14 protein-coding genes are annotated in these 20,058 nt (G+C 65.8%); 7 read left to right on the top strand and 7 right to left on the bottom strand.

The window, feature by feature from the left end; all coding sequences use genetic code 11:
• Positions 1–88: 88 nt before the first annotated feature.
• The gene (locus GEV37_RS07290) at positions 89–388 is read right to left on the bottom strand and encodes a YciI family protein (protein WP_227389567.1); all 300 of its coding nucleotides are present in this window, start codon (positions 386–388) and stop codon (positions 89–91) included.
• Between the two features lie 144 nt (positions 389–532).
• Between GEV37_RS07290 and GEV37_RS07285 the strand changes: the two genes are divergently transcribed.
• Both GEV37_RS07285 and GEV37_RS07280 read left to right on the top strand, forming a co-directional pair.
• On the top strand, positions 533–1,465 hold the full coding sequence (locus tag GEV37_RS07285; RefSeq protein WP_386111815.1) for a PHP domain-containing protein: 933 nt from the start codon (positions 533–535) through the stop codon (positions 1,463–1,465).
• Between the two features lie 84 nt (positions 1,466–1,549).
• Complete coding sequence (locus GEV37_RS07280) at positions 1,550–2,173, top strand: L-threonylcarbamoyladenylate synthase (RefSeq protein WP_227389565.1); 624 nt, start codon at positions 1,550–1,552, stop codon at positions 2,171–2,173.
• Between the two features lie 31 nt (positions 2,174–2,204).
• Here the strand turns inward: GEV37_RS07280 and GEV37_RS07275 are convergent, their stop codons facing one another.
• Together GEV37_RS07275 and GEV37_RS07270 are read right to left on the bottom strand one after the other, a co-directional pair.
• Positions 2,205–3,098 (bottom strand): ion transporter, encoded by an 894-nt coding sequence (locus GEV37_RS07275; protein WP_227389564.1) that lies wholly within the window; start codon positions 3,096–3,098, stop codon positions 2,205–2,207.
• 28 nt (positions 3,099–3,126) lie between these two features.
• A complete protein-coding gene (locus GEV37_RS07270) occupies positions 3,127–4,005 on the bottom strand; it encodes a CYTH domain-containing protein (protein WP_227389563.1) in 879 nt (292 codons plus the stop codon).
• Between the two features lie 136 nt (positions 4,006–4,141).
• On the opposite strand from GEV37_RS07270, the gene GEV37_RS07265 reads away from it, so the two are divergent.
• The 5 genes from GEV37_RS07265 (at position 4,142) to GEV37_RS07245 (ending at position 11,047) form a co-directional block, all read left to right on the top strand.
• On the top strand, positions 4,142–4,822 hold the full coding sequence (locus GEV37_RS07265; RefSeq protein ID WP_227389562.1) for a TIGR00153 family protein: 681 nt from the start codon (positions 4,142–4,144) through the stop codon (positions 4,820–4,822).
• A gap of 9 nt (positions 4,823–4,831) precedes the next feature.
• The gene (locus GEV37_RS07260) at positions 4,832–6,097 is read left to right on the top strand and encodes an inorganic phosphate transporter (RefSeq protein ID WP_227389561.1); all 1,266 of its coding nucleotides are present in this window, start codon (positions 4,832–4,834) and stop codon (positions 6,095–6,097) included.
• Between the two features lie 145 nt (positions 6,098–6,242).
• The gene (gene argA, locus GEV37_RS07255; protein ID WP_227389560.1) at positions 6,243–7,556 is read left to right on the top strand and encodes an amino-acid N-acetyltransferase; all 1,314 of its coding nucleotides are present in this window, start codon (positions 6,243–6,245) and stop codon (positions 7,554–7,556) included.
• A gap of 93 nt (positions 7,557–7,649) precedes the next feature.
• Positions 7,650–9,836 carry an OsmC domain/YcaO domain-containing protein gene (locus tag GEV37_RS07250; RefSeq protein ID WP_227389771.1) on the top strand — a complete coding sequence of 729 codons (2,187 nt, stop codon included), beginning with the start codon at positions 7,650–7,652 and terminating at the stop codon, positions 9,834–9,836.
• 20 nt (positions 9,837–9,856) lie between these two features.
• Positions 9,857–11,047 carry a serine hydrolase domain-containing protein gene (locus GEV37_RS07245; RefSeq protein ID WP_227389559.1) on the top strand — a complete coding sequence of 397 codons (1,191 nt, stop codon included), beginning with the start codon at positions 9,857–9,859 and terminating at the stop codon, positions 11,045–11,047.
• 3 nt (positions 11,048–11,050) lie between these two features.
• Here the strand turns inward: GEV37_RS07245 and GEV37_RS07240 are convergent, their stop codons facing one another.
• From GEV37_RS07240 to GEV37_RS07225, 4 genes are all read right to left on the bottom strand, one after another.
• Positions 11,051–12,280, bottom strand: a complete 1,230-nt coding sequence (locus GEV37_RS07240; protein WP_227389558.1) for a nucleoside recognition domain-containing protein — start codon at positions 12,278–12,280, stop codon at positions 11,051–11,053.
• A gap of 89 nt (positions 12,281–12,369) precedes the next feature.
• Positions 12,370–14,601 carry a 1,4-alpha-glucan branching protein GlgB gene (gene glgB / locus GEV37_RS07235; protein ID WP_227389557.1) on the bottom strand — a complete coding sequence of 744 codons (2,232 nt, stop codon included), beginning with the start codon at positions 14,599–14,601 and terminating at the stop codon, positions 12,370–12,372.
• Positions 14,594–17,929 carry a maltose alpha-D-glucosyltransferase gene (treS, locus tag GEV37_RS07230; protein WP_227389556.1) on the bottom strand — a complete coding sequence of 1,112 codons (3,336 nt, stop codon included), beginning with the start codon at positions 17,927–17,929 and terminating at the stop codon, positions 14,594–14,596. Before treS ends, glgB begins: the two co-directional genes overlap by 8 nt.
• 91 nt (positions 17,930–18,020) lie before the next feature.
• Positions 18,021–20,030 carry an alpha-1,4-glucan--maltose-1-phosphate maltosyltransferase gene (locus tag GEV37_RS07225; RefSeq protein ID WP_227389555.1) on the bottom strand — a complete coding sequence of 670 codons (2,010 nt, stop codon included), beginning with the start codon at positions 20,028–20,030 and terminating at the stop codon, positions 18,021–18,023.
• Positions 20,031–20,058 lie beyond the last annotated feature (28 nt).

Here is a 20,058-nt window from a genome sequence, read left to right as displayed (position 1 = left end):
GTCCGCCGTGTTTTCACAGAGTTTTCCACAGCCTCTGTGCAAAACCCGGCGGTGCTGCACAGCGGCCTTTCAGTATCAAGGCCCTGCGTCAAGGCAGGACTTTCTTGAAAGGCTTGACCGTCACCTTGGCGTAGACACCGGCGGCGACGTAGGGGTCGATGTCCGCCCAGGCCTGAGCCTCTTCGAGGCTTGCGAACTCGGCGACCACCAGGCTTCCGCTGAAGCCGGTGTCGCCGGGTGTCTCGCTGTCGATCGCCGGGTGCGGACCGGCGAGCACCAGACGGCCCTCGTCGCGCAGCGCCTCGAGGCGCGCCAGATGGTCCGGGCGCGCGCTCATGCGCGCCTCGAGGCTGTCGGAAACGTCTTCACTGATGATGGCGTAGAGCATGGGTAACGTCCTCAGGAGCAAGCGGCAGGGCTTGCTCATCGTGGGGCCCGGTTGACCGGGTCGGGCGAAACGCGCACCATGGCGCGCCTAGCGTGAATGGGGAGCCGCCCTATTCTGACAAACTCCCCACACGACGTCATGCCCATGTTTCGACTTCCCGTCACCGTGTTGCCCGAGACCTTCGATGCCGATCATCGCTACCCGGTGGATCTGCACATGCACTCCACCGCCTCCGACGGAGCGCTGTCGCCTGGCGATCTCGTGGCGCTGTGCGCAAGCCGGGGGCTTTCGTTCATGGCGCTGACCGACCATGACACCATGGACGGGGTCGACGAGGCCGCCACTGCCGCCGAGCGTGCGGGGCTTTGTCTGCTGGCGGGGTGCGAGTTGTCCACACGCTGGCAGGGCATCGGTATCCACGTGGTGGCCTTGATGCCCGGCGGCGTGCAGGGGCCGCTGGTGGAGGGGCTCTTGCACCAGCGCAAGGCGCGCATCCAGCGCGCCGAGATCATCGCCGAGCGCCTGGAAAAGCTCGGGCTCGAGGATGCGCTTGCCAAAGCGCGTCTTCAGGCGGGCAGCGATCGCCCGCTGGGCCGCCCGGACTTCGCCCGTGCATTGGTGGCCGACGGCCTGGTGCCGGACTGGGCCAGCGCCTTCAAGCGCTATCTGGGCAGCGGCAAGAAGGGCGACGTGAAGGCCCAGTGGCCCGATATCAAGGAGGCGGTCGGCTGGGTGGTCGACGCCGGCGGGGTGGCGGTGATCGCTCACCCGCTCCTCTACGGGCTGACCCGACGCAAGCGCGGCCTGCTGATGGACGATTTTCGCGCCGCCGGCGGCCAGGCCGTCGAGCTGGTCAGCGGTCATCAGAACATGGACGCCACCCGGGACCTGGCCCGCCAGCTCGACGAGCGCGGACTGTTCGCCTCATTGGGCAGCGATTTCCACTTTCCCGGCAGCCACGCCGCCCCCGGCAGCATGAGCGACATCCCGCGCACCGCCGCCCGGCCGATCTGGCGGCACCCGCGGCTTCTCCATATGCAGGAGGCGCCTGCCGGACTGCTCGGCGCTGCGGGCTAGCCGCGCCGGCGCGTTCCTGGGCTATGCTTAACGGCGTCACCGGCGCAACGCCGCGTGGCGATGCATCAAGCCAAGGAGTCAGCGATGAGCCAATATTTCCAGATCCACCCGGAAAATCCGCAGAAGCGCCTGATCGATCAGGCCGTGTCGATCATTCGCCAGGGCGGGGTGATCGCCTACCCCACGGACTCGGGCTACGCCCTGGGCTGTCACCTCGGCGAGAAGAAGGCGATCGACAAGATCAAGTGGCTGCGCTCGCTCGACGACAAGCACAACTTCACCCTGGTGTGCTCGGATCTCTCCGAGATCGGTACCTACGCCAAGGTGGGCAACGCGGTGTTCCGTCTGCTCAAGGCCCACACCCCCGGCCCCTATACCTACATTCTCGAAGCGACCACCGAGGTGCCGCGCCTGTTGCTGCATCCCAAGCGGCGCTCGATCGGCGTGCGCGTGCCGGATCACCGCATTACCCACGCGCTGCTCGAGGCACTTGGCGAGCCCTTGATGAGCGTGACCCTGATCCCCGTCGACGAGACGCTGCCGATGAACGAGCCCGAAGAGATCCGCGAGCGCTTCGGCGCGCATCTGGATCTGGTCATCGACGGCGGCGCCTGTCATCTCGATCCCACCAGTGTCATCGACCTGCGCACCGCGCCGCCTACCATCGTGCGTGAAGGGCGCGGCGATACCACCCCTTTCGAGCGCTAGACCTGGGTAAGACGCCTATCGATGCCGGGGGTCACTCCCCGGTATCGACGTCCTGGCGCGCCTCTTTTGTCTTTTCGCGCGGATCGTCGCTGAACTCGTCGAGCCAGGTGCCGCAGCGCAGGCAGTAGCGGGCGCCCTTTTCGTGGCGATCGAGGCCGCAGCCGGGGCAGGCCTCTTCGGAGTATCGCTCTTCACGGATCGAGCGGATGACCTGGGCGGAGAACACCCCGGTGGGCACGGCGATGATCGAGTAGCCCAGCAGCATCAGGATCACCGTGATCGACTTGCCCAGCGGCGTGACCGGGACGATATCGCCATAGCCCACCGTGGTCATGCTGACGATCGCCCAGTAGATCGAGATCGGGATGCTGGTGAAGCCCGCCTCGTCGGACTCGATGGTGTACATCAAGGCGGCGAACAGCGTCACCACCATCAGGATACTGCTGAAAAACAGCAGTATCTGGCGCGAACTGCGCTTGAGCGCCTCGAGCAGCATCTGGCCTTCGCCGACGAACTCCATCATGCGCAGGATACGAAAGATACGCAGCACCCGCAGAAGGCGCACGATGACCAGGGCGTGAGCGCCGGGTACCAGCAGTACGAGCCAAGTGGGCAGAATGGCGATCAGGTCCACCACCCCGTAGAAACTCTTGAGATAGACGGTGGGGCGCTCCAGGCAGTAGAGCCGCACCAGCAGCTCGATGCTGAAGGCGGTGGTCAGCGTCCACTCCATGTAGAGAAAGATATCGCCATAGCGCTGGGCGTAGGTCTCGACGCTGCCCAGCAGAATCACCGCCACGCTGGTCAGGATGGCGACGATCAATACCAGGTCGAAGGCCTTGGCCCCGGGCGTGTCGGACTCGAAGATGATGTGAAAGAGCTGCGAGCGAATGCCCTCGGGCCCGGGGGCGAGGTGAAGACTCATGGTGGTTCCCTGACAGTGATAGGCCCGGTCAGCTTAGCGCGCTTTCGATGGCCAGGCGATGAGCAAGCGCCAGTGCGGCGTGGCCGAAGTGCGGGTCGGAGCCCCGGGTGTCGAAGGTGTCGAGCAGCGTTTGGGCGGTGGGGCGCAGCGTTTCATCGAGTTCGGAATGTGTGGTCAAGGCGGTGAAGGCACTTTTGGCGTCGGCCTGAAAGGTGTCGTCGGCGCTGTCCAGATGGGCATCGAGGGCGATGAGGCCGCGATGCAGCCACTGGCTCGGTGTGGTGGCGTCCGGCAGCGGCCACGCGCCGCGGCTCAGCTGGTTGCCGCGGGCCGCCTTGCTGGATTCGCTCGGGCGCAGCGGGATCGCCTCGGCCAGCGCCAGGGCCAGGGCCCAGAGTGATTCGGCGTTACCGGCCTTGAGTTCGAGCTCGAGCTCCTGGATCGTCGCGCGCGCCTCACCCGCGCGAATCTCGCCCTGGTCGAGCACGAGCTCGATGGTGCTACCCTGGTGCTCGACGAGCCAGCGCCGGCGGACAAAATCGGTGGCGAGTACCGGGGCAAGCTTGCCTAGTGCCTCATCGAGGGTGCCTTCGAAAGGCGGCAGGGCCGCGAGGGCATCGAGATCGAGCGCTCCGTTCACCGACCACTCCCACTCCTGGCGCGTGGAGAGCCCGCCGCCGCCCTGGCCTCTGGTCTTCACTGTCTGCAGGGTGCGATCGCCCTGACGGCGCAAGCGCAGGGCGATCCCTGCCCGGGAGAGCGCGCCATTCGGCGTATCGAAATAGGTGTTGGCGAGCGTCAGCGTTTCGGCGCTCTCCGCCAGCAGTGGATGGCGCTCCACTGCCTCCAGGGAGGTGGTGGGCAGGGCCAACTTGAGCTCGATCTCGAGCGGGTTTGCATTTTTCATGACATTGACCACCTTTAAATTATGACTGTTTGGTTAATTTTCGATGACATTGTGAACTTTTCATGACGGCGGCAGGCGCACTCTTTATACTGGCGCCGCCATTTTCAGGCATACCACCCTCAGGATGAAAGGCACCATGGCTACCTCCAATCCTTTTTCCGCCATGTTCGGACGCTCGCCGTTCCAACCGCTTCTGGCCCATATCGTCAAGGCCAACGAGTGCGCGGACCAGCTGCTGCCGTTCTTCGAGGCGTCGCTGGCCGGCGAGTGGGACAAGGCCGTCGAGATTCGCGAACGCGTCACTCAGCTCGAGCACGATGCCGACACCCTCAAGACCGAGCTGCGCCTCAATCTTCCCAACACCATGTTTCTGCCGGTGTCGCGCTCGGACCTTCTGGATCTGATCAGCGTGCAGGACAAGATCGCCAACAAGGTGCGCGACATCACCGGCATCATGCTCGGGCGCAAGATGCGCATGCCCGACGAGCTCGCCGAGCCGATGCGCGACTACATGATTACCAGCGTCGCCTGCGTCGCTCAGGCGCGTCAGGCCCTGGAGGAGCTCAAGGAGCTTCTGGAGTCCGGTTTCGGACGCAACGTCTCGGACGTGATGCAGAACATGATTCGCGAGTTGCATACCTTGGAGCATCAGGCGGACGACCAGCAGGTGGCGATCCGTCGCCAGTTGTTCGAGCTCGAAAGCGTGCTGCCCCCGGTTGACGTGATCTTTCTCTACAAGATCATCGAGTGGGTGGGTGAGGTATCCGACCGCGCGGAACGCGTGGGTAGTCGACTGCAGATCTTGACCGCACGCTAAGGGGAACGCATGCAGATTATTGCCCAATATGGCGACATCTTTATCATTCTGGCCTGTGTCTTCGGCTTCTTCATGGCCTGGGGGGTGGGTGCCAACGATGTCGCCAACGCCATGGGTACCTCGGTGGGATCGAAGGCGATCACCATCAAGCAGGCCATTATCATCGCGGTCATCTTCGAGTTCCTGGGCGCCTGGCTTGCCGGCGGAGAAGTCACCGCGACCATTCGCGGCGGCATTCTAGACCCGGGGCTGCTGGCATCACACCCCGAGCTTCTGGTGTACGGCATGCTCTCGGCGCTGCTGGCGGCGGGGTTCTGGCTGTTGATCGCCTCCGCGCGGGGCTGGCCGGTCTCCACCACCCATTCCGTCGTGGGGGCCATCGTCGGTTTCGGCGCCGTGGGCCTGGGCATGGATGCGGTGAACTGGGCAGGCGTGGGCACCATCGCCTCGAGCTGGCTCGTGTCTCCGCTGCTGGCGGGTATCATCTCCTTCGTGCTGTTCAAGTCGGTCCATCATTTGATCTTCGAAAACGAGGATCCCTTTGCCGCCGCCAAGCGCTACGTGCCGGGATACATCTTCCTGGTCGGTTTCATCGTGTCCATGGTCACGCTGACCAAAGGGCTCAGCCATGTGGGGCTGAACCTGACGTTTGGTCAGAGCTTCGCGCTCTCGATAGTACTGGGTCTCGTGATCACCGCGCTGGGTGTCACCATGCAGCGGCGCATCAAGTTCGAGAAAAACGCAAGCGATCATTTCGGCTACGCCAACGTCGAGCGCGTCTTCGGCGTGCTGATGGTATTCACTGCCTGTGCCATGGCCTTCGCCCATGGCTCCAACGACGTCGCCAACGCCGTGGGACCGCTGGCCGCCGTCATCAGCGTGGTGCAAAGCCAGGGCATGATCGACAGCGCCTCCCTCGTTCCCTGGTGGGTCTTGATCCTGGGCGGGGGCGGTATCGTGTTCGGTCTGGTTACCTACGGCCACAAGGTCATTGCCACGGTGGGGACCGGTATCACCGAACTCACCCCCAGCCGCGGGTTTGCGGCCACCTTGGCAGCGGCTACCACCGTGGTGCTGGCCTCCGGCACCGGGCTTCCGATCTCGACCACCCACACCCTGGTGGGGGCGGTGCTGGGCGTGGGTCTGGCTCGGGGCATGGCGGCGCTGAACCTTCGGGTCATCGGGACCATCGTCATGTCCTGGCTGATCACGCTTCCGGCCGGTGCCGGGCTTTCCATCATTTTCTTCTTCATGTTCAAGGGCATGTTCGGCTAGACGCCACGCCCCCGCGAGCGGCACCGCTGCGCTGCGCCTTCGGGCGAGACGCGCAAAACGGTGCCGCTCTTTTTTTTGCTCTGCTAAAGTAGGCGCTTGCTCGTCACCCACGCATCGTCCACTCACTCCTGCCGGAGAGCGGTTCTTGGATACACGCTTCCCCTTCGTCGACTGGTTTCGCAACGCCTCTCCCTACATCAACGCCCACCGGGGGCGAACCTTCGTCATTCTGATCGAGGGCGAGGCCATGGCCTCTGGCCACGGCGAGCAGCTGATCCAGGATCTGGCGCTGCTGCATACCCTGGGTGTGCGCCTGGTGGTGGCCTTCGGCATTCGCCCGCAGGTGCAGGCGGCGCTGAATGCCGCCGGCGTCGAGCCAGCGCGAGTCGACGGGCGCTGGGTGGCGGATTCCGCCGTCATGACTCACGTCGAGCAGGTGGCGTCTCACCAGCGGCTGTGGCTCGAGGCGCGGCTCTCACTCGGGCTTCCGAGCTCGCCCTTGCACGGGGTGGAGCTGAGCGTGGTCTCCGGCAACCTGGTGACCGCCAAGCCTTTGGGCGTGCGCGAAGGGGTGGACTTCGATCACAGCGGTGAGGTGCGCCGGGTGCGCGCCACCGCCATCAAGGAGCTGCTGGCCCAGGGGTCGCTGGTGCTGTTGCCGCCGCTCGGGTTCTCCAGCACCGGCGAGGTGTTCGACCTCGACGCCGCCGAGATCGCCCAGCACGCGGCGGTGGCGCTCAAGGCGGACAAGCTGATCCTGCTCGGCGACTCCGAGGGCCTGGCGGACGAGCAGGGCACGCTGCTGCGCCAGCTCACCCCGGCGGAGGCGGAGCCGCGCCTGGCCGCCGCGGCGCCTGGAAGCGAGCTTGCCCGCCACCTGAGCGCGGCGGCCAGCGCCGCGCGCCAGGGCGTGGCGCGCACGCACCTTCTATGCTGGCGCGATCACGATGCGCTGCTGGGCGAACTCTTCACTCGCGATGGCGTGGGCACCATGATCACCGAGCACCGCTACGAGCAGCTCAGGCCAGCCACCCTCAACGATGTGGGCGGGCTTCTGGAACTGCTCGAGCCGCTGGAGCGGCGCGGCATGCTGGTGGCGCGCTCCCGCGAGCGCCTCGAGCACGAGATCGATGACTACCTGGTGATCGAGCGCGACGGCATGGTGATCGGCTGCGCGGCGCTGCATGTCTTCGTTGACACCACGGTGGGCGAGCTTGCCTGCGTTGCGGTGCATGCAAGCTATCAGGGCGGCGAGCGGGGCGAGCGCCTGGTCGAGGCCATCGAGCGCCGCGCCCGCCAGCGCGGGCTGTCGGAGCTGTTCGTGCTGACCACTCATACCGCCCACTGGTTCGTGGAGCGCGGCTTCAAGAGCGCAAGCCTCGAGGAACTGCCTACCCTCAAGCGCGAGACCTACAACCACGCGCGCAAGTCCAAGGTGCTGGTGAAAATCCTCGGCTGACCTGCGACCCGAGACGGGGCGGTGCAAAAACTGGATAATGGGCGCCATTCGCCGGCCGGTGCCGGCACACCCATCATCCCGGACACCCGCTCTATGGAAATCAAGGTCAACTACCTCGACAATCTTCGCCAAGAGGCGAAGTTCGACGACTTCAGCGTCATCGCCGACCAGCCGATCCGCTACAAGGGTGACGGCTCCGCGCCCGGCCCCTTCGACTACTTTTTGGCGTCCTCCGCGCTGTGCGCGGCCTACTTCGTCAAGGTGTACTGCAACGCCCGGGACATCCCGACCGAGAACATCCGCCTTTCCCAGAACAACATCGTCGACCCGGAAGATCGCTACAAGCAGATCTTCAAGATCCAGGTGGAGCTTCCCGAGGACATTTCCGACAAGGATCGCCAGGGCATCCTGCGCTCCATCGACCGCTGCACGGTGAAGAAGGTGGTGCAGACCGGCCCGGAGTTCCAGATCGAGGTGGTCGAGAACATCGACGAGGACGCCCAGGCGCTCTTGATGGGAACGACCGACGGAGGCGAGACCTTCATCGAAGGCAAGGATGCGCCGCTGGAGCAGACCATCGCACGCATGAGCGGAATCCTTGCCGATCTCGGCATGAAGATCGAGATCGCCTCCTGGCGCAACATCGTGCCCCACGTCTGGTCGCTGCACGTTCGCGACGCCGCCTCGCCGATGTGCTTCACCAACGGCAAGGGCGCGACCAAGGAGAGCGCGCTGTGCTCGGCGCTGGGGGAGTTCATCGAGCGGCTGTCGTGCAACTTCTTCTACAACGACCAGTTCTTCGGCGAAGAGGTCGGCGATGCTGCCTTCGTCCACTACCCGAGCGAGAAGTGGTTCCAGCCGGGGCCAAACGACGAACTCCCCGAGGAGATCCTCGATGCACATACCCGGGCGATCTACGACCCGGAAGGCGAGCTGGCCGGATCGAATCTGTTCGATACCAACTCCGGGCGGCCGGATCGCGGCATCGTCTCGCTGCCGTTCACGCGCCAATCCGATGGCGAGACGGTCTACTTCCCGTCGAATCTGATCGAGAACCTGTTTTTGAGCAACGGCATGAGCGCCGGCAATACCCTGGCGGAAGCCCAGGTGCAGTGCCTATCGGAGATCTTCGAGCGTGCGGTCAAGCGCGAGATCCTCGAGCAGGAGCTTACGCTTCCCGACGTGCCGCTGGCGGTGATCGCCCGCTACCCGAGCATCCAGGAAGGCATCGCGGCGCTGGAGGCTCAGGGCTTCCCGGTGCTGGTCAAGGACGCCTCCCTGGGCGGGCAGTTTCCGGTGATGTGCGTGACGCTCATGAACCCGCGTACCGGCGGCGTGTTCGCCTCCTTCGGGGCGCACCCGAGTTTCGAGGTGGCACTCGAACGTAGCCTCACCGAGCTTCTCCAAGGGCGCAGCTTCGAGGGCTTGAACGACCTGCCGCTGCCGACCTTCAACTCCCAGACCGTCGCCGAGCCGAACAACTTCGTCGAGCACTTCATCGACTCCGTCGGCGTGGTCTCCTGGCGCTTCTTCAGCGCCCGCGCGGATTTCGAGTTCGCCGAGTGGGACTTCTCCGGCAGCACCGAGGAGGAGGTCGGCACCCTCATGAGCATCTTCGAGGAGCTCGGCGCCGAGGTATACATGGCGGTGCACGAGGATCTTGGTGCGCCGGTGTGCCGCATCCTGGTGCCGGGCTACTCCGAGGTCTACCCGATCGAGGATTTGATCTGGGACAACACCAACAAGGCGCTCGACTACCGCGAGGACATCCTCGAGCTGCACACCCTCGACGACGACCGGCTGACGGCTCTGGTCGAACGTCTGGAAGAGAGCCAGATGGACGATCATGCCGACATCATCACCTTGATCGGCATCGAGTTCGACGAGAACACCGTCTGGGGCCAGCTCACCATTCTCGAGCTGAAACTTCTGATCTTTCTGGCGCTGGGCCGCCTCGACGAGGCGCTGGAGTGCGTCGAGATGTTCCTGCAGTACAACGACAATACCGTCGAGCGGCGGCTCTTCTACCAGGCGGTACAGGCGGTGCTGGAGATTACCCTCGACGACGAACTCGAGCTCGACGACTATCTGCCCAACCTCACCCGCATGTTCGGGGAAGAGACCATGGCAGCGGTGGTCGGCTCCGTCGATGGCAGCGTGCGCTTTCATGGCCTTACGCCCACCAATTTGCAGCTCGACGGCCTGGAGCGCCACCAGCGCCTGATCCAGAGCTACCAAAAACTCCACGCCGCGCGCGCCGCCAAGGCGGGGCTTGAGTGAACCACCTCACGGGAAACGACATGACACCGACGCTTCTTCATACCTCCTTGATCGCCGGCGCCCTGGCGCTTTCACCCCAGGCCTTCGCCCAAAGCTCCGAACAGAGCCAGGAAGAGGTCAGAAAGCTCTATAGCGGGCGGATGATGCCCGACGAGCAGGTCGAGCTTTCCCGCCACATTGACCGGCTGTTCCCGACCCGTACGGTCGAGGCGGCGGCCGAGCCGCATCGTTTCGGGGAGCGCGAGGCGTCGCTCGAGAATTTCTCGCTGACCCGCGATGGCGTCACCTACGACATCCATGACTTCATGGCCCTCAACCGAGTGAGCGGTCTGATCGCGGTGCATGACAACGACGTGGTGTTCGAGCAGTACGCCCTCGGCAACACCGCGGATACTCCCTGGATGTCGATGTCGATCGCCAAGTCGATCTCCTCGACTCTGATCGGCGCCGCGCTCAACGACGGCCATATCGAAAGCCTCGACGATGCGGTCACCCGCTACGTGCCAGCCCTCGAGGGCAGCGTCTATGACGACGTCAGCGTCGAGCAGATCCTGCTGATGGCCTCCGGGGTCGCCTGGGACGAAACCTACGCCGACCCGGCCTCCGACCGCCGCCGGATGCTCGAAGTGCAGCTTGCCCAAAAGCCCGGGGCACTGCTCGACTTCATGGGCAGCCTCGAGCGCGCTGCCGAGCCTGGCACGGTGTGGAACTACAGCACCGGCGAGACCCAGATCCTGTCCGCGATCATCAACGGCGCGGTGGGCAAGAGCGCCGCCGAGTATCTTTCCGAGAAGATCTGGGCGGGGTTCGGCATGGAGACCGATGCGAAGTGGTGGCTCGACAGCGAAGAGGGCCAGGAGATCGGCGGCAGCGGCCTGCTGATCACTCTGCGCGACTACGCCCGCTTCGGCCAGTTCGTGCTGCAGGAGTACCGCACGCCGAACGTGCTGCCGGAAGGCTGGGTAGCGGAGTCGGCGCGGCCCCACGAGATCGGCGGAGAAGAGGTCGAGTACGGCTACTCCTGGTGGCCGGAAGGCGACAACGCCTTCTCGGCGGTGGGCATTTTCGGCCAGTGGGTGTTCATCGACCCGGACAACGACATGGTTATCGCCATGACCGGCGCCCAGCCCAAGGCTGAAGCCTTCGAGATCGTGCCGGTCACTCAGTTCTTCCACGCGCTGAGCGACCATCTGGCCCAGGGCACGCGCTGAGCTTTAGCCGAAGAACCAGTAGCACACGCCGGTCGCCGCGAGAATGCCCGCGGCATCGGCAACAAGCGCGCACCCCAGGCCGTGACGAATGCGGCGGATGCCCACAGCGCCGAAGTAGACCGCCAGCACGTAGAAGGTGGTCTCGGTGCTGCCCTGAAGGGTGGCGGCCAGCAGCCCCGGGAAGCTGTCCACCCCGAAGGTGTCCATGGTCTCGATCATCATCGCCCGAGCGCCGCCGCCGGACAGCGGCTTGATGAACGCCGTGGGCAAGGCGTCCACAAAACGCGTATCTCCCCCCAGGCCTTCCACCAGGTAGCGCACCCCGGCAAGCCCCGCATCCAGCACGCCGCTGGCCCTCAGTACCCCCACCGCCACCAGCATCGCGATCAGGTAGGGCAAGAGGGTCACGGTGAAGCTCACTCCCTCCTTGGCGCCTTCGATGAAGGCGTCGTACACCCTCACCCCGCGCAGCGCGCCGACGATCATAAACAGCATCACGATGCCGAAAAGCGTCAGGTTGCCTACCAGGGTGGAGGCCGCCGCCATCGCCTCGGCGGATAGCCCTGCCAGCGAGGTGATCAAGAGCCCCAGCCCCAGCGCCGCCACAGCGAAGTAACCAAGCACCACGGGATCGAACAGTTTCAAGCGCTGGACCAGCGCCACCGCCAGAAGCCCGGCGAAGCTCGAGGCGCTGGTGGCCAGCAATATGGGTAGAAACACCAAGGTGGGATCGGCCGCACCCTGTTGGGCGCGGTACATGAAAATGGTGACCGGCAGTAGCGTCAGCGACGACGTGTTGAGCACCAGAAACAGGATCTGGGCGTTGCTCGCGACTTCCTTGCTGGGGTTCAGGGTCTGGAGCGCATGCATCGCCTTGATGCCGATGGGGGTGGCGGCGTTGTCAAGGCCCAGCACGTTGGCGGCGAAATTCATGCTGATCAGCCCCATGGCCGGATGGCCACGGGGCACCTCCGGCATCAGCCGGGTGAACAGCGGGTCCAGTACCCGGCCCAGCAGGCGGATCATGCCGGCTTTCTCGGCGATCGACAAAAACCCCAGCCACAGCGTCATGGTACCCAAGAGCACCAGGATGATATCCACGCTCACCCGGGCCATGTCGAACAGCGATTGCACCAGGCGCGCGAAGATCTCGACATCGCCCCCTACCAGCCACTGCCAGAGCGAGGCCGCGAAGGCGGCGACGAAGAAACCTAACCAGATACCGTTGAGCATGCCGTGAGGCCCCGAGCCGAATCCATGACGAGAGCGGGCATCTTATCGGCTATGGGGTTCTCACAGTAGAGGCGAAAGCTCCTTGGACATCAGGGCTTTTCGACGCTGGGCCCTGATGCCGGGCTCAGGACCAGCACCCCGAGTGGCGGCAACGTGAGCGACAGACTTGCGCTCTGGCCGTGCAGCGGGGCATCCGTGGCGGTGATCGCGCCCAGGTTGCCGAGGTTGGAGCCGCCGTAGCACTCGGCGTCGCTGTTGAGCCGCTCGACCCACGTGCCCGCCCGGGGCACCCCCAGCCGGTAGCCGTGGCGCGGCACCGGGGTCAGGTTGGCGACGACCAGCGCGCACTCGTCGCCGCCGGTGCGCAGCCAGGCAAGCACGCTCTGGTCGGCGTCGTCGCTCACTACCCAAGTGAAGCAGCGCGGCTCACTCTCGTGGGCGTGAAGGGCGGGCAGCTCGGCGTAAAGACCATTCAGGTCGCCCACCAGCCGCTTGATACCTGCGTGGCGCGGCTCGTCGAGCAGCCCCCAGTCGAGCTCGCGGTCGTGGCTCCACTCCCGCCACTGGCCGAATTCACACCCCATGAACAAAAGCTTCTTGCCCGGATACGTCCACATCATGCCCAGGTAGGCGCGCAGGTTGGCGAACTGCTGCCAGGCGTCGCCGGGCATCTTGTTGATCAGCGAGCCCTTGCCGTGCACCACTTCGTCGTGGGAGATCGGCAGCACGTAGCGCTCTGAAAACGCGTACACCATCGGGAAGGTCATCTCCGAGTGGGCGTAGCGGCGGTAGATCGGGTCCTTGGCGATATAGGTCAGGGTGTCGTGCATCCAGCCCATGTTCCATTTGTAGGAGAAGCCCAGGCCCTGTTCGTCGACCGGTTTCGTCACTCCGGGCCAGGCGGTGGACTCCTCGGCGATCACCAGGGCCCCGGGCGCCTCCTCGGCGACTACCTCATTGAGGTGGCGCAGAAAGTCGATCGCCTCCAGGTTCTCGTGGCCGCCGAAGCGGTTGGGAATCCATTCGCCGTCGTTTCGCGAGTAGTTGCGGTAGAGCATCGAGGCCACGGCGTCGACCCGCAGCGCGTCCACGTGGAAATGAGTCAGCCAGTAAAGCGCCGAGGCGAGCAGGAAACCGTGTACTTCGCGCCGGTCCAGGTTGTAGATGTAAGTGTCCCAATCGCGGTGAAAGCCCTCGAAGGGGTGGGCGTACTCGTAGAGCGCGGTGCCGTCGAAGCGGGCAAGGCCGTGGGGGTCGGTGGGAAAGTGCGCCGGCACCCAGTCAAGGATCACGCCGAGCCCCGCCTGGTGGCAAGCGTCGACAAAGAAGGCGAACTCCGCCGGGGTACCGAAGCGGGCGCTGGGGGCGAACTGACCGAGCGGCTGGTAACCCCAGGAGCCACCGAAGGGGTGCTCCATGATCGGCAGAAGCTCGATATGGGTGAAGCCGAGCGCGCTTACGTAGGGAATCAGGTGCTCGGCGAGATCCCGCCAGCTGTAGAGCGCGCCGTCGTCACCGCCGTGGCGCCGCCAGGAGCCGGCGTGCACCTCGTAGATGCTCATCGGCCGGTCGCTCGCCTGATGCGCTGCGCGCCCTTCGAGCCAGGCGTCGTCGTGCCAGGTGAAGGGCGTGGTGTCCGCCACCACCGAGGCGGTGGAGGGCGGGGGCTGGGTGGCCCGGGCCACCGGGTCGGCGCGCCGTCCAAGCCCGCCGTGCGCTTCCAGCAGCTCGTACTGGTAGGCGGCGCCGGGGGCGAGCCCGGGCAAAAACAGCTCCCAGACCCCGGCGGGATGGCGCAGGCGCATCATGTGACGCCGGCCGTTCCAGCCGTTGAAATCGCCGACTACCGAGACCCGCCGGGCGTTGGGCGCCCAGAGCGCGAAACGCACGCCACGAACGCCCTCAACGGTTATCGGCTGGGCACCCAGGCAGTGACCGAGGCGGCGGTGGTTGCCCTCGTTGATCAGGTAGAGATCCGTCTCGCCGAGCAGCAGGCCGAAGCGGTAGGGATCATCGGTCACCTGCTCGCCCTCGGGCCAGCGGATGCGCAGCCGGTAGGGCGCGGCGTGGGGCACCCGGGCGGCGAAGAGCCCCGGTATCTGCACCGCGCTCAGCACGGCGCGCACCTCGTCACGGTCGGCCTCGAGCACGTCCACGCCGATGGCGCCGGGCAGAAAGGCGCGCAGGTAAGGGCCGTCGGCGTCGGCGTGCGGGCCGAGCAGCGCGAAAGGGTCGCCGCAGGTGCCCTCGACCAGGGCGTGCGCGGTCTCCTCGTCGAGCCACAAGCGGCGGTCGACCAGCCGGCGGGTGAACTCACTCATGGGAGCCTCCCTGGTCGAGCTGGTCGACGAACCCGGCAAGCGCGTGCAGTGGCACGCCAAGCCACGCCGGGCGGTTGGCCGCCTCATAGGCGATCTCGTAGGCGGTCTTCTCGAGCACGAACAGGTCCACCGCCGCCGCGGGGCCGTTGGGCTTGGCCCAGTCGTGGGGGATCTCCAGCGTCGCCTGCCAGTAGGCGTTCAAGAACGCCTGGCGGCCGCGCAGCAGGTAGCGCTCCATCACCTGCGACGCGGTGGCGGTGTTCGCCTGCAGGTCGTGGGCGTGGGCCTGCTCCGCCATGGCGTAGGCGTAGTCGAAGGAGCGCAGCATGCCCGCCACGTCGCGCAGCGGGCTGTCCTTGGCGCGGCGTTCGGTGAGCGGCCGGGCCGGCTCGCCCTCGAAATCGATGATGTAGGCGTCGTCGTGGGCGACGAGTACCTGGCCCAGGTGCAGGTCGCCGTGGATGCGCGTCATCAAGCCGCCAAGCGACAGCTCGGCCATGGTGTCGATGGCGCCGGCCAGGGCCGAGCGCTTGGCCAGCACGCCCTCGATCAGCGCCCGCTGCGCCTCGTCATGGCTTGACTGGCGCTCGAGCAGCGCCAATGCCTCATCGACGCGCTCGCTCACCCGCGCCTTCCAGCGCGCCACTTGGGCGGCGTCGGCGATCTGCGGGGCGAAGTCCGCCTGCTCGGTGGGGGTGGCCAGCACTTCGTGCAGCTCGCCCAGGCGCCGACCCAGGGTCGCGGCGAACGCCTCGAGCTCCTCGAAGGCGCCGTAGCGTGGGGTCTCGCGCGAGGGATCCGAGGTCGGTTTCTCGAGGATCGCCTCGCGAATCGCTCGCTCGAGCGTGGTGCGCGTCCAGGACCAGGCGTCGCCCTGATTGTCGATGAAGCGCTGCAGCAGCATCAGCGTGCACGGCTCGTCGCCGTGCCAGCGCGTCACTTCGCCAAGCAGCTCGGCGGTATGGGCGAAGCCCTGCTCGCTCAGGTAGCGGCCCATCTCCGCTTCCGGATGAACGCCGTGCTCGAGGCGGCGAAAGAGCTTCAGGACCCACTGGTGGTTGATCACCACGGCGCTGTTGGACTGCTCGGCGCTCTGGTGGATCACCTCGAAAGTGTCCGGCCAGGGCTCGGCGCCGAGCGCGGGGGTGGCGGTGAAGCGGATCTCGCCCTCTGCGCTCTCGAGCACCCGGGACTGGCGGATCGCCTCCAGCACTCCAAGGGCGAAGGCGTCGAGGGTCAGCGCATCGGTCAGAAGCCCGACCTGGTGGAAACGGCGCACACGGGCGAGCGCGAGCTGCTGAGCCAGCGGGCCTGCCTGTTCGTCCTCGCCGAGAAAGGCTAGCGGCAGCTGGTAGCGCTCACTCGTGCCGCTGCAGTCGATGTCGAGCTCGCCCAGCAGCAGCGTGTGGCCGGCGTGCTCGAACTGGGCCGTGGGGTGCAGCGTAAGCGTATCGATGCGCGCCTGCTTGGCGGCGAACCAGCGCCGCTTCTCGACGTAGCGGGGCAGTGCCTCGTTTTCCAGCAGTGCCCGTGGGGTGCCTTGGAACACTTCGTTCAGGTGGCGCTTGATGATCAGCGTCACGTACTCCGGCATCGGTTCCGGCGCCGGGCTGTGCCAGGTCGGCATGGCGCTGGCAGGTGCCAGCAGAAACCAGAAGAAACCGTAGGGCGGCAGGGTGAGAAGATACGGCAGTTGCCCCACCGGCGGGAAGGCGCTGCCGCCGACCATCTCCACCGGCACCTGGCCTGCGAAGGCGGAAAGCTCGAGCTCCACCGCCTGGGCGGTGCTCGCCACGTTGGCCACGCACAGAAGGGTTTCGGTCTCGCCGTTGTCGAGGGTCATCTCGCGCAGGTAGGCGAGGATGTGACGGTTGGCCGGGTAGAGCGCGCGCATCGAGCCGCGGCTGAAGGCGCGGTGCTGGCCGCGTACCTTCAAGAGCCGGCGCATGGTGTTCAAAAGCGAGTGGACGTCGCGGGTCTGGGCCTCGACGTTGACGCTCTGGTAGCCGTAGAGCGGGTCCATGATCGGTGGCAGCACCAGGCTTGCCGGATCGGCCCGGGAGAAGCCGCCGTTGCGATCCAGCGACCACTGCATGGGCGTTCGCACGCCATCCCGATCGCCGAGATAGATGTTGTCGCCCATGCCGATCTCGTCGCCGTAGTAGAGCACCGGCGTGCCCGGCATCGAAAGCAACAGACTGTTGAGCAGCTCGATGCGTCGTCGGTCGCGCTCTAGCAGTGGCGCCAGACGGCGGCGAATCCCTAAGTTGATGCGTGCCCGGCGATCGGCGGCGTAGTGGTTCCAGAGGTAGTCGCGCTCCTTGTCGGTGACCATCTCGAGGGTCAGCTCGTCGTGGTTGCGCAGAAAGATCGCCCACTGGCAGGTCGGCGGGATGTCCGGGGTCTGGCGAAGAATATCGGTGATCGGGAAGCGGTCTTCCTGAGCCAGTGCCATGTACATGCGCGGCATCAAGGGGAAATGGAATGCCATGTGGCACTCGTCGCCGTCGCCGAAGTAGGGGCGGGTGTCCTCCGGCCACTGGTTGGCCTCGGCGAGCAACATGCGATCCGGGTAGCGTTCGTCGATCACCGCGCGGATCTTCTTGAGCACGTCGTGGGTTTCCGGCAGGTTCTCGTTATTGGTGCCTTCGCGCTCGACCAGGTACGGAATGGCGTCCAGGCGTAGCCCGTCTACCCCCATGTCGAGCCAGTAGGCCATCACCTTGAGGATCTCCTCGAGCACCACCGGGTTGTCGAAGTTGAGATCCGGCTGGTGGGAGTAGAAGCGGTGCCAGTAGTAGGCGCCGGCCACCGGGTCCCATGTCCAGTTGGAGGACTCGGTATCGAGGAAGATGATCCGCGTGCCCGGGTACTTGAGATCGGTGTCGGACCACACGTAGAAGTCGCGCTCCGGCGAGCCCGGCGGGGCGTTGCGGGCGCGCTGGAACCACGCGTGCTGGTCCGAGGTGTGGTTGATGACCAGTTCCGTGAGAACCCGCAGGCCCCGCGCGTGGGCTTCGTCGATGAAGCGCTGGGCATCCGCCAGGGTGCCGTAGTCCGGGCTCACGCCGATGTACTGGGCGATGTCGTAGCCGTCGTCGCGCCGGGGCGAGGGGTAGAACGGCAGTAGCCAGATCGTGTTCACCCCGAGGCTTTCGATGTAGTCGAGCTTGTCGATCAATCCCTTGAAGTCGCCGATGCCGTCGTCGTTGGCATCGAAGAACGACTTGACGTGGACCTGGTAGATCACCGCGTCCTTGTACCAGAGGGGGTCGTCGAGAAAGTCGATGGTCTCGACGGCGTGTCGTTCGCTGCTGGCATCCATCATCTCAGGTGCCCTCCCTGCAATCATCGGTGTAGGCGAATGGTGTTGGCCGGCGATGCGCTCACCGGCCATGGTCATTGATAGCCTGTTGTCATCACGGCGCGTTTTCCGGGCGCAGCCGCCACACGGCGAAGGGCCGCGCCGGCTCCAGGCGCAGCGACTGCCAGCGCCCCTGCCAGCGCACCCGGGTGCCGCTCATCAGCTCCTCGCCAAACAGCGTCGCGCCGTCATCGAGCTCGAAAAGCTCGAAGGGCAGCGCAAACGCAGCCTCGTGGGCGGCGAAGGGGTCGAGGTTGATGGCCACCAGCACCACGTTGGCGCGGCTCTCGGTGGCCTTGGAGAACAGCAGCAGCCGCTCGCTCTCGATGGTGTGAAAGCGAATCCCCAGGTGGGTCTGCAGCGCCGGGTTCTCGCGGCGGATACGGTTGAGCTCGGCGATCTCGAGGCTGATGTTGCCCGACGCCTGGTAGTCGCGCGGGCGAATCTCGTACTTCTCGGAATCCAGGTACTCCTCCTTGCCGGGCACCGGGGCGCTTTCACACAGCTCGAACCCCGAGTACATGCCCCAAAGCCCCGAGCCGAGCGCCGCCAGCGCCGCGCGCTGCAGAAAGCCGCTGCGCCCGCTGGTCTGCAGGAAGTAGGGGTTGATGTCCGGGGTATTGACGAAGAAGTTGGGCCGGTAGCCTTCACGCATCGGCGAGGCGTCGAGCTCGCTGAAGTACGCGGTGAGCTCCGCCTTGGTGTGGCGCCAGGTGAAGTAGGTGTAGCTCTGGCTGAAGCCCACCTTGCCCAGGCGCAGCATCATCGGCGGGCGGGTGAAAGCCTCGGCCAGAAACATTACCCCCGGATCCCGGGCGCGGATCTCCTGGATCAGCCACTCCCAGAAGGGCAGCGGCTTGGTGTGCGGGTTGTCGACGCGAAAGATGCGTACCCCCTCGTCGACCCAGCCCTGCACCACCTCCAGTAGCGCGAGCCACAGCCCGGGCACCGCTTCATCGGCGTAGAAGTCGACGTTGACGATGTCCTGGTACTTCTTGGGCGGGTTCTCGGCGTAGCGGATGGTGCCGTCCGGGCGCCAGGAGAACCAGCCCGGATGCTCAGCAAGCCAAGGGTGATCCGGCGAACACTGGATGGCGAAATCGAGCGCGATCTCGAGGCCATGGTCGGCTGCGGCGCGCACCAGCGCGCGAAAATCCTCGCGGCTGCCGAGCTCCGGGTGGATCGCCTCATGGCCACCTTCCGGGCTTCCGATCGCGTAGGGGCTACCGGGGTCGGTGGGGCCGGCCTCGAGGCTGTTGTTGGGCCCCTTGCGGTGCTTGCGCCCGATGGGGTGAATGGGCGGGAAATAGAGCACGTCGAAGCCCATGTCGCGAATCAGCGGCAGGCGACGCTGCACGTCATCGAAAGTGCCGTGACGGGCGGGGTCCGGCGTCTGCGAGCGGGGAAAGAGTTCGTACCAGCTGGCGAAGCGCGCCGCCAGGCGCTCCACCTCGAGCGGGTAGTCGGCCTGGGTGCGGCTCAGGTGGGGGCGCGAGTCGGCCTCGTGCATCAGCCGCGCGGTCTCGCCCTCCAGCAGCAGCGCCACCTGCGCGCCCTGATCCGTCGCCTGGGCCAGAGCGTCGAGGCACTTTGCAAGCCCTTGAGCGAGCCCGGCCTCGGCACGGGCTGCAGCGCGCTCGAGCAGCAGGCGGCCCTCCTCGAGCTCCAGGGCGATGGGCACGCTGGCGGCGTGCTTCTTGGAAAGCTCGTAGCGGTAGGTCTCGAAGACGTCCCACCACGCCTCGATGTAGAAGACATGGCGGCCCACCCGATCCGGCGTGAAATGCCCCTCCCAGCGGTCGAGCCCCAGCGGGCGTGCAAGCTGCATCGGAGCACGCCGCTTGATGCCCTGGTCGTCGATCCAGCCGATCTCGGCGGCCAGCACGTCGTGGCCGTCGGCGAAGATCGTCGCGCTGACGCGCACCGGTTCACCGACGGTGGCCTTGGCGGCGAAGCGGCCATCGTCGAGAGCCGGCGACACCGCCTCGATGGCGATGCGCGGGGCGTGAACGGCCCGGGTGAGGGCGGTGTTCTCATCGCGCGCTCGAGGTGGGGTCGAGGACATGGCTTCGCTCTCCGTGTAAAGGGGCATC

Origin of the sequence: Vreelandella malpeensis, assembly GCF_020622355.1 — a bacterium.
Taxonomy (GTDB): Bacteria; Pseudomonadota; Gammaproteobacteria; order Pseudomonadales; family Halomonadaceae; genus Vreelandella; species Vreelandella malpeensis.
This window is presented reverse-complemented; position numbering and strand designations above follow the sequence as displayed.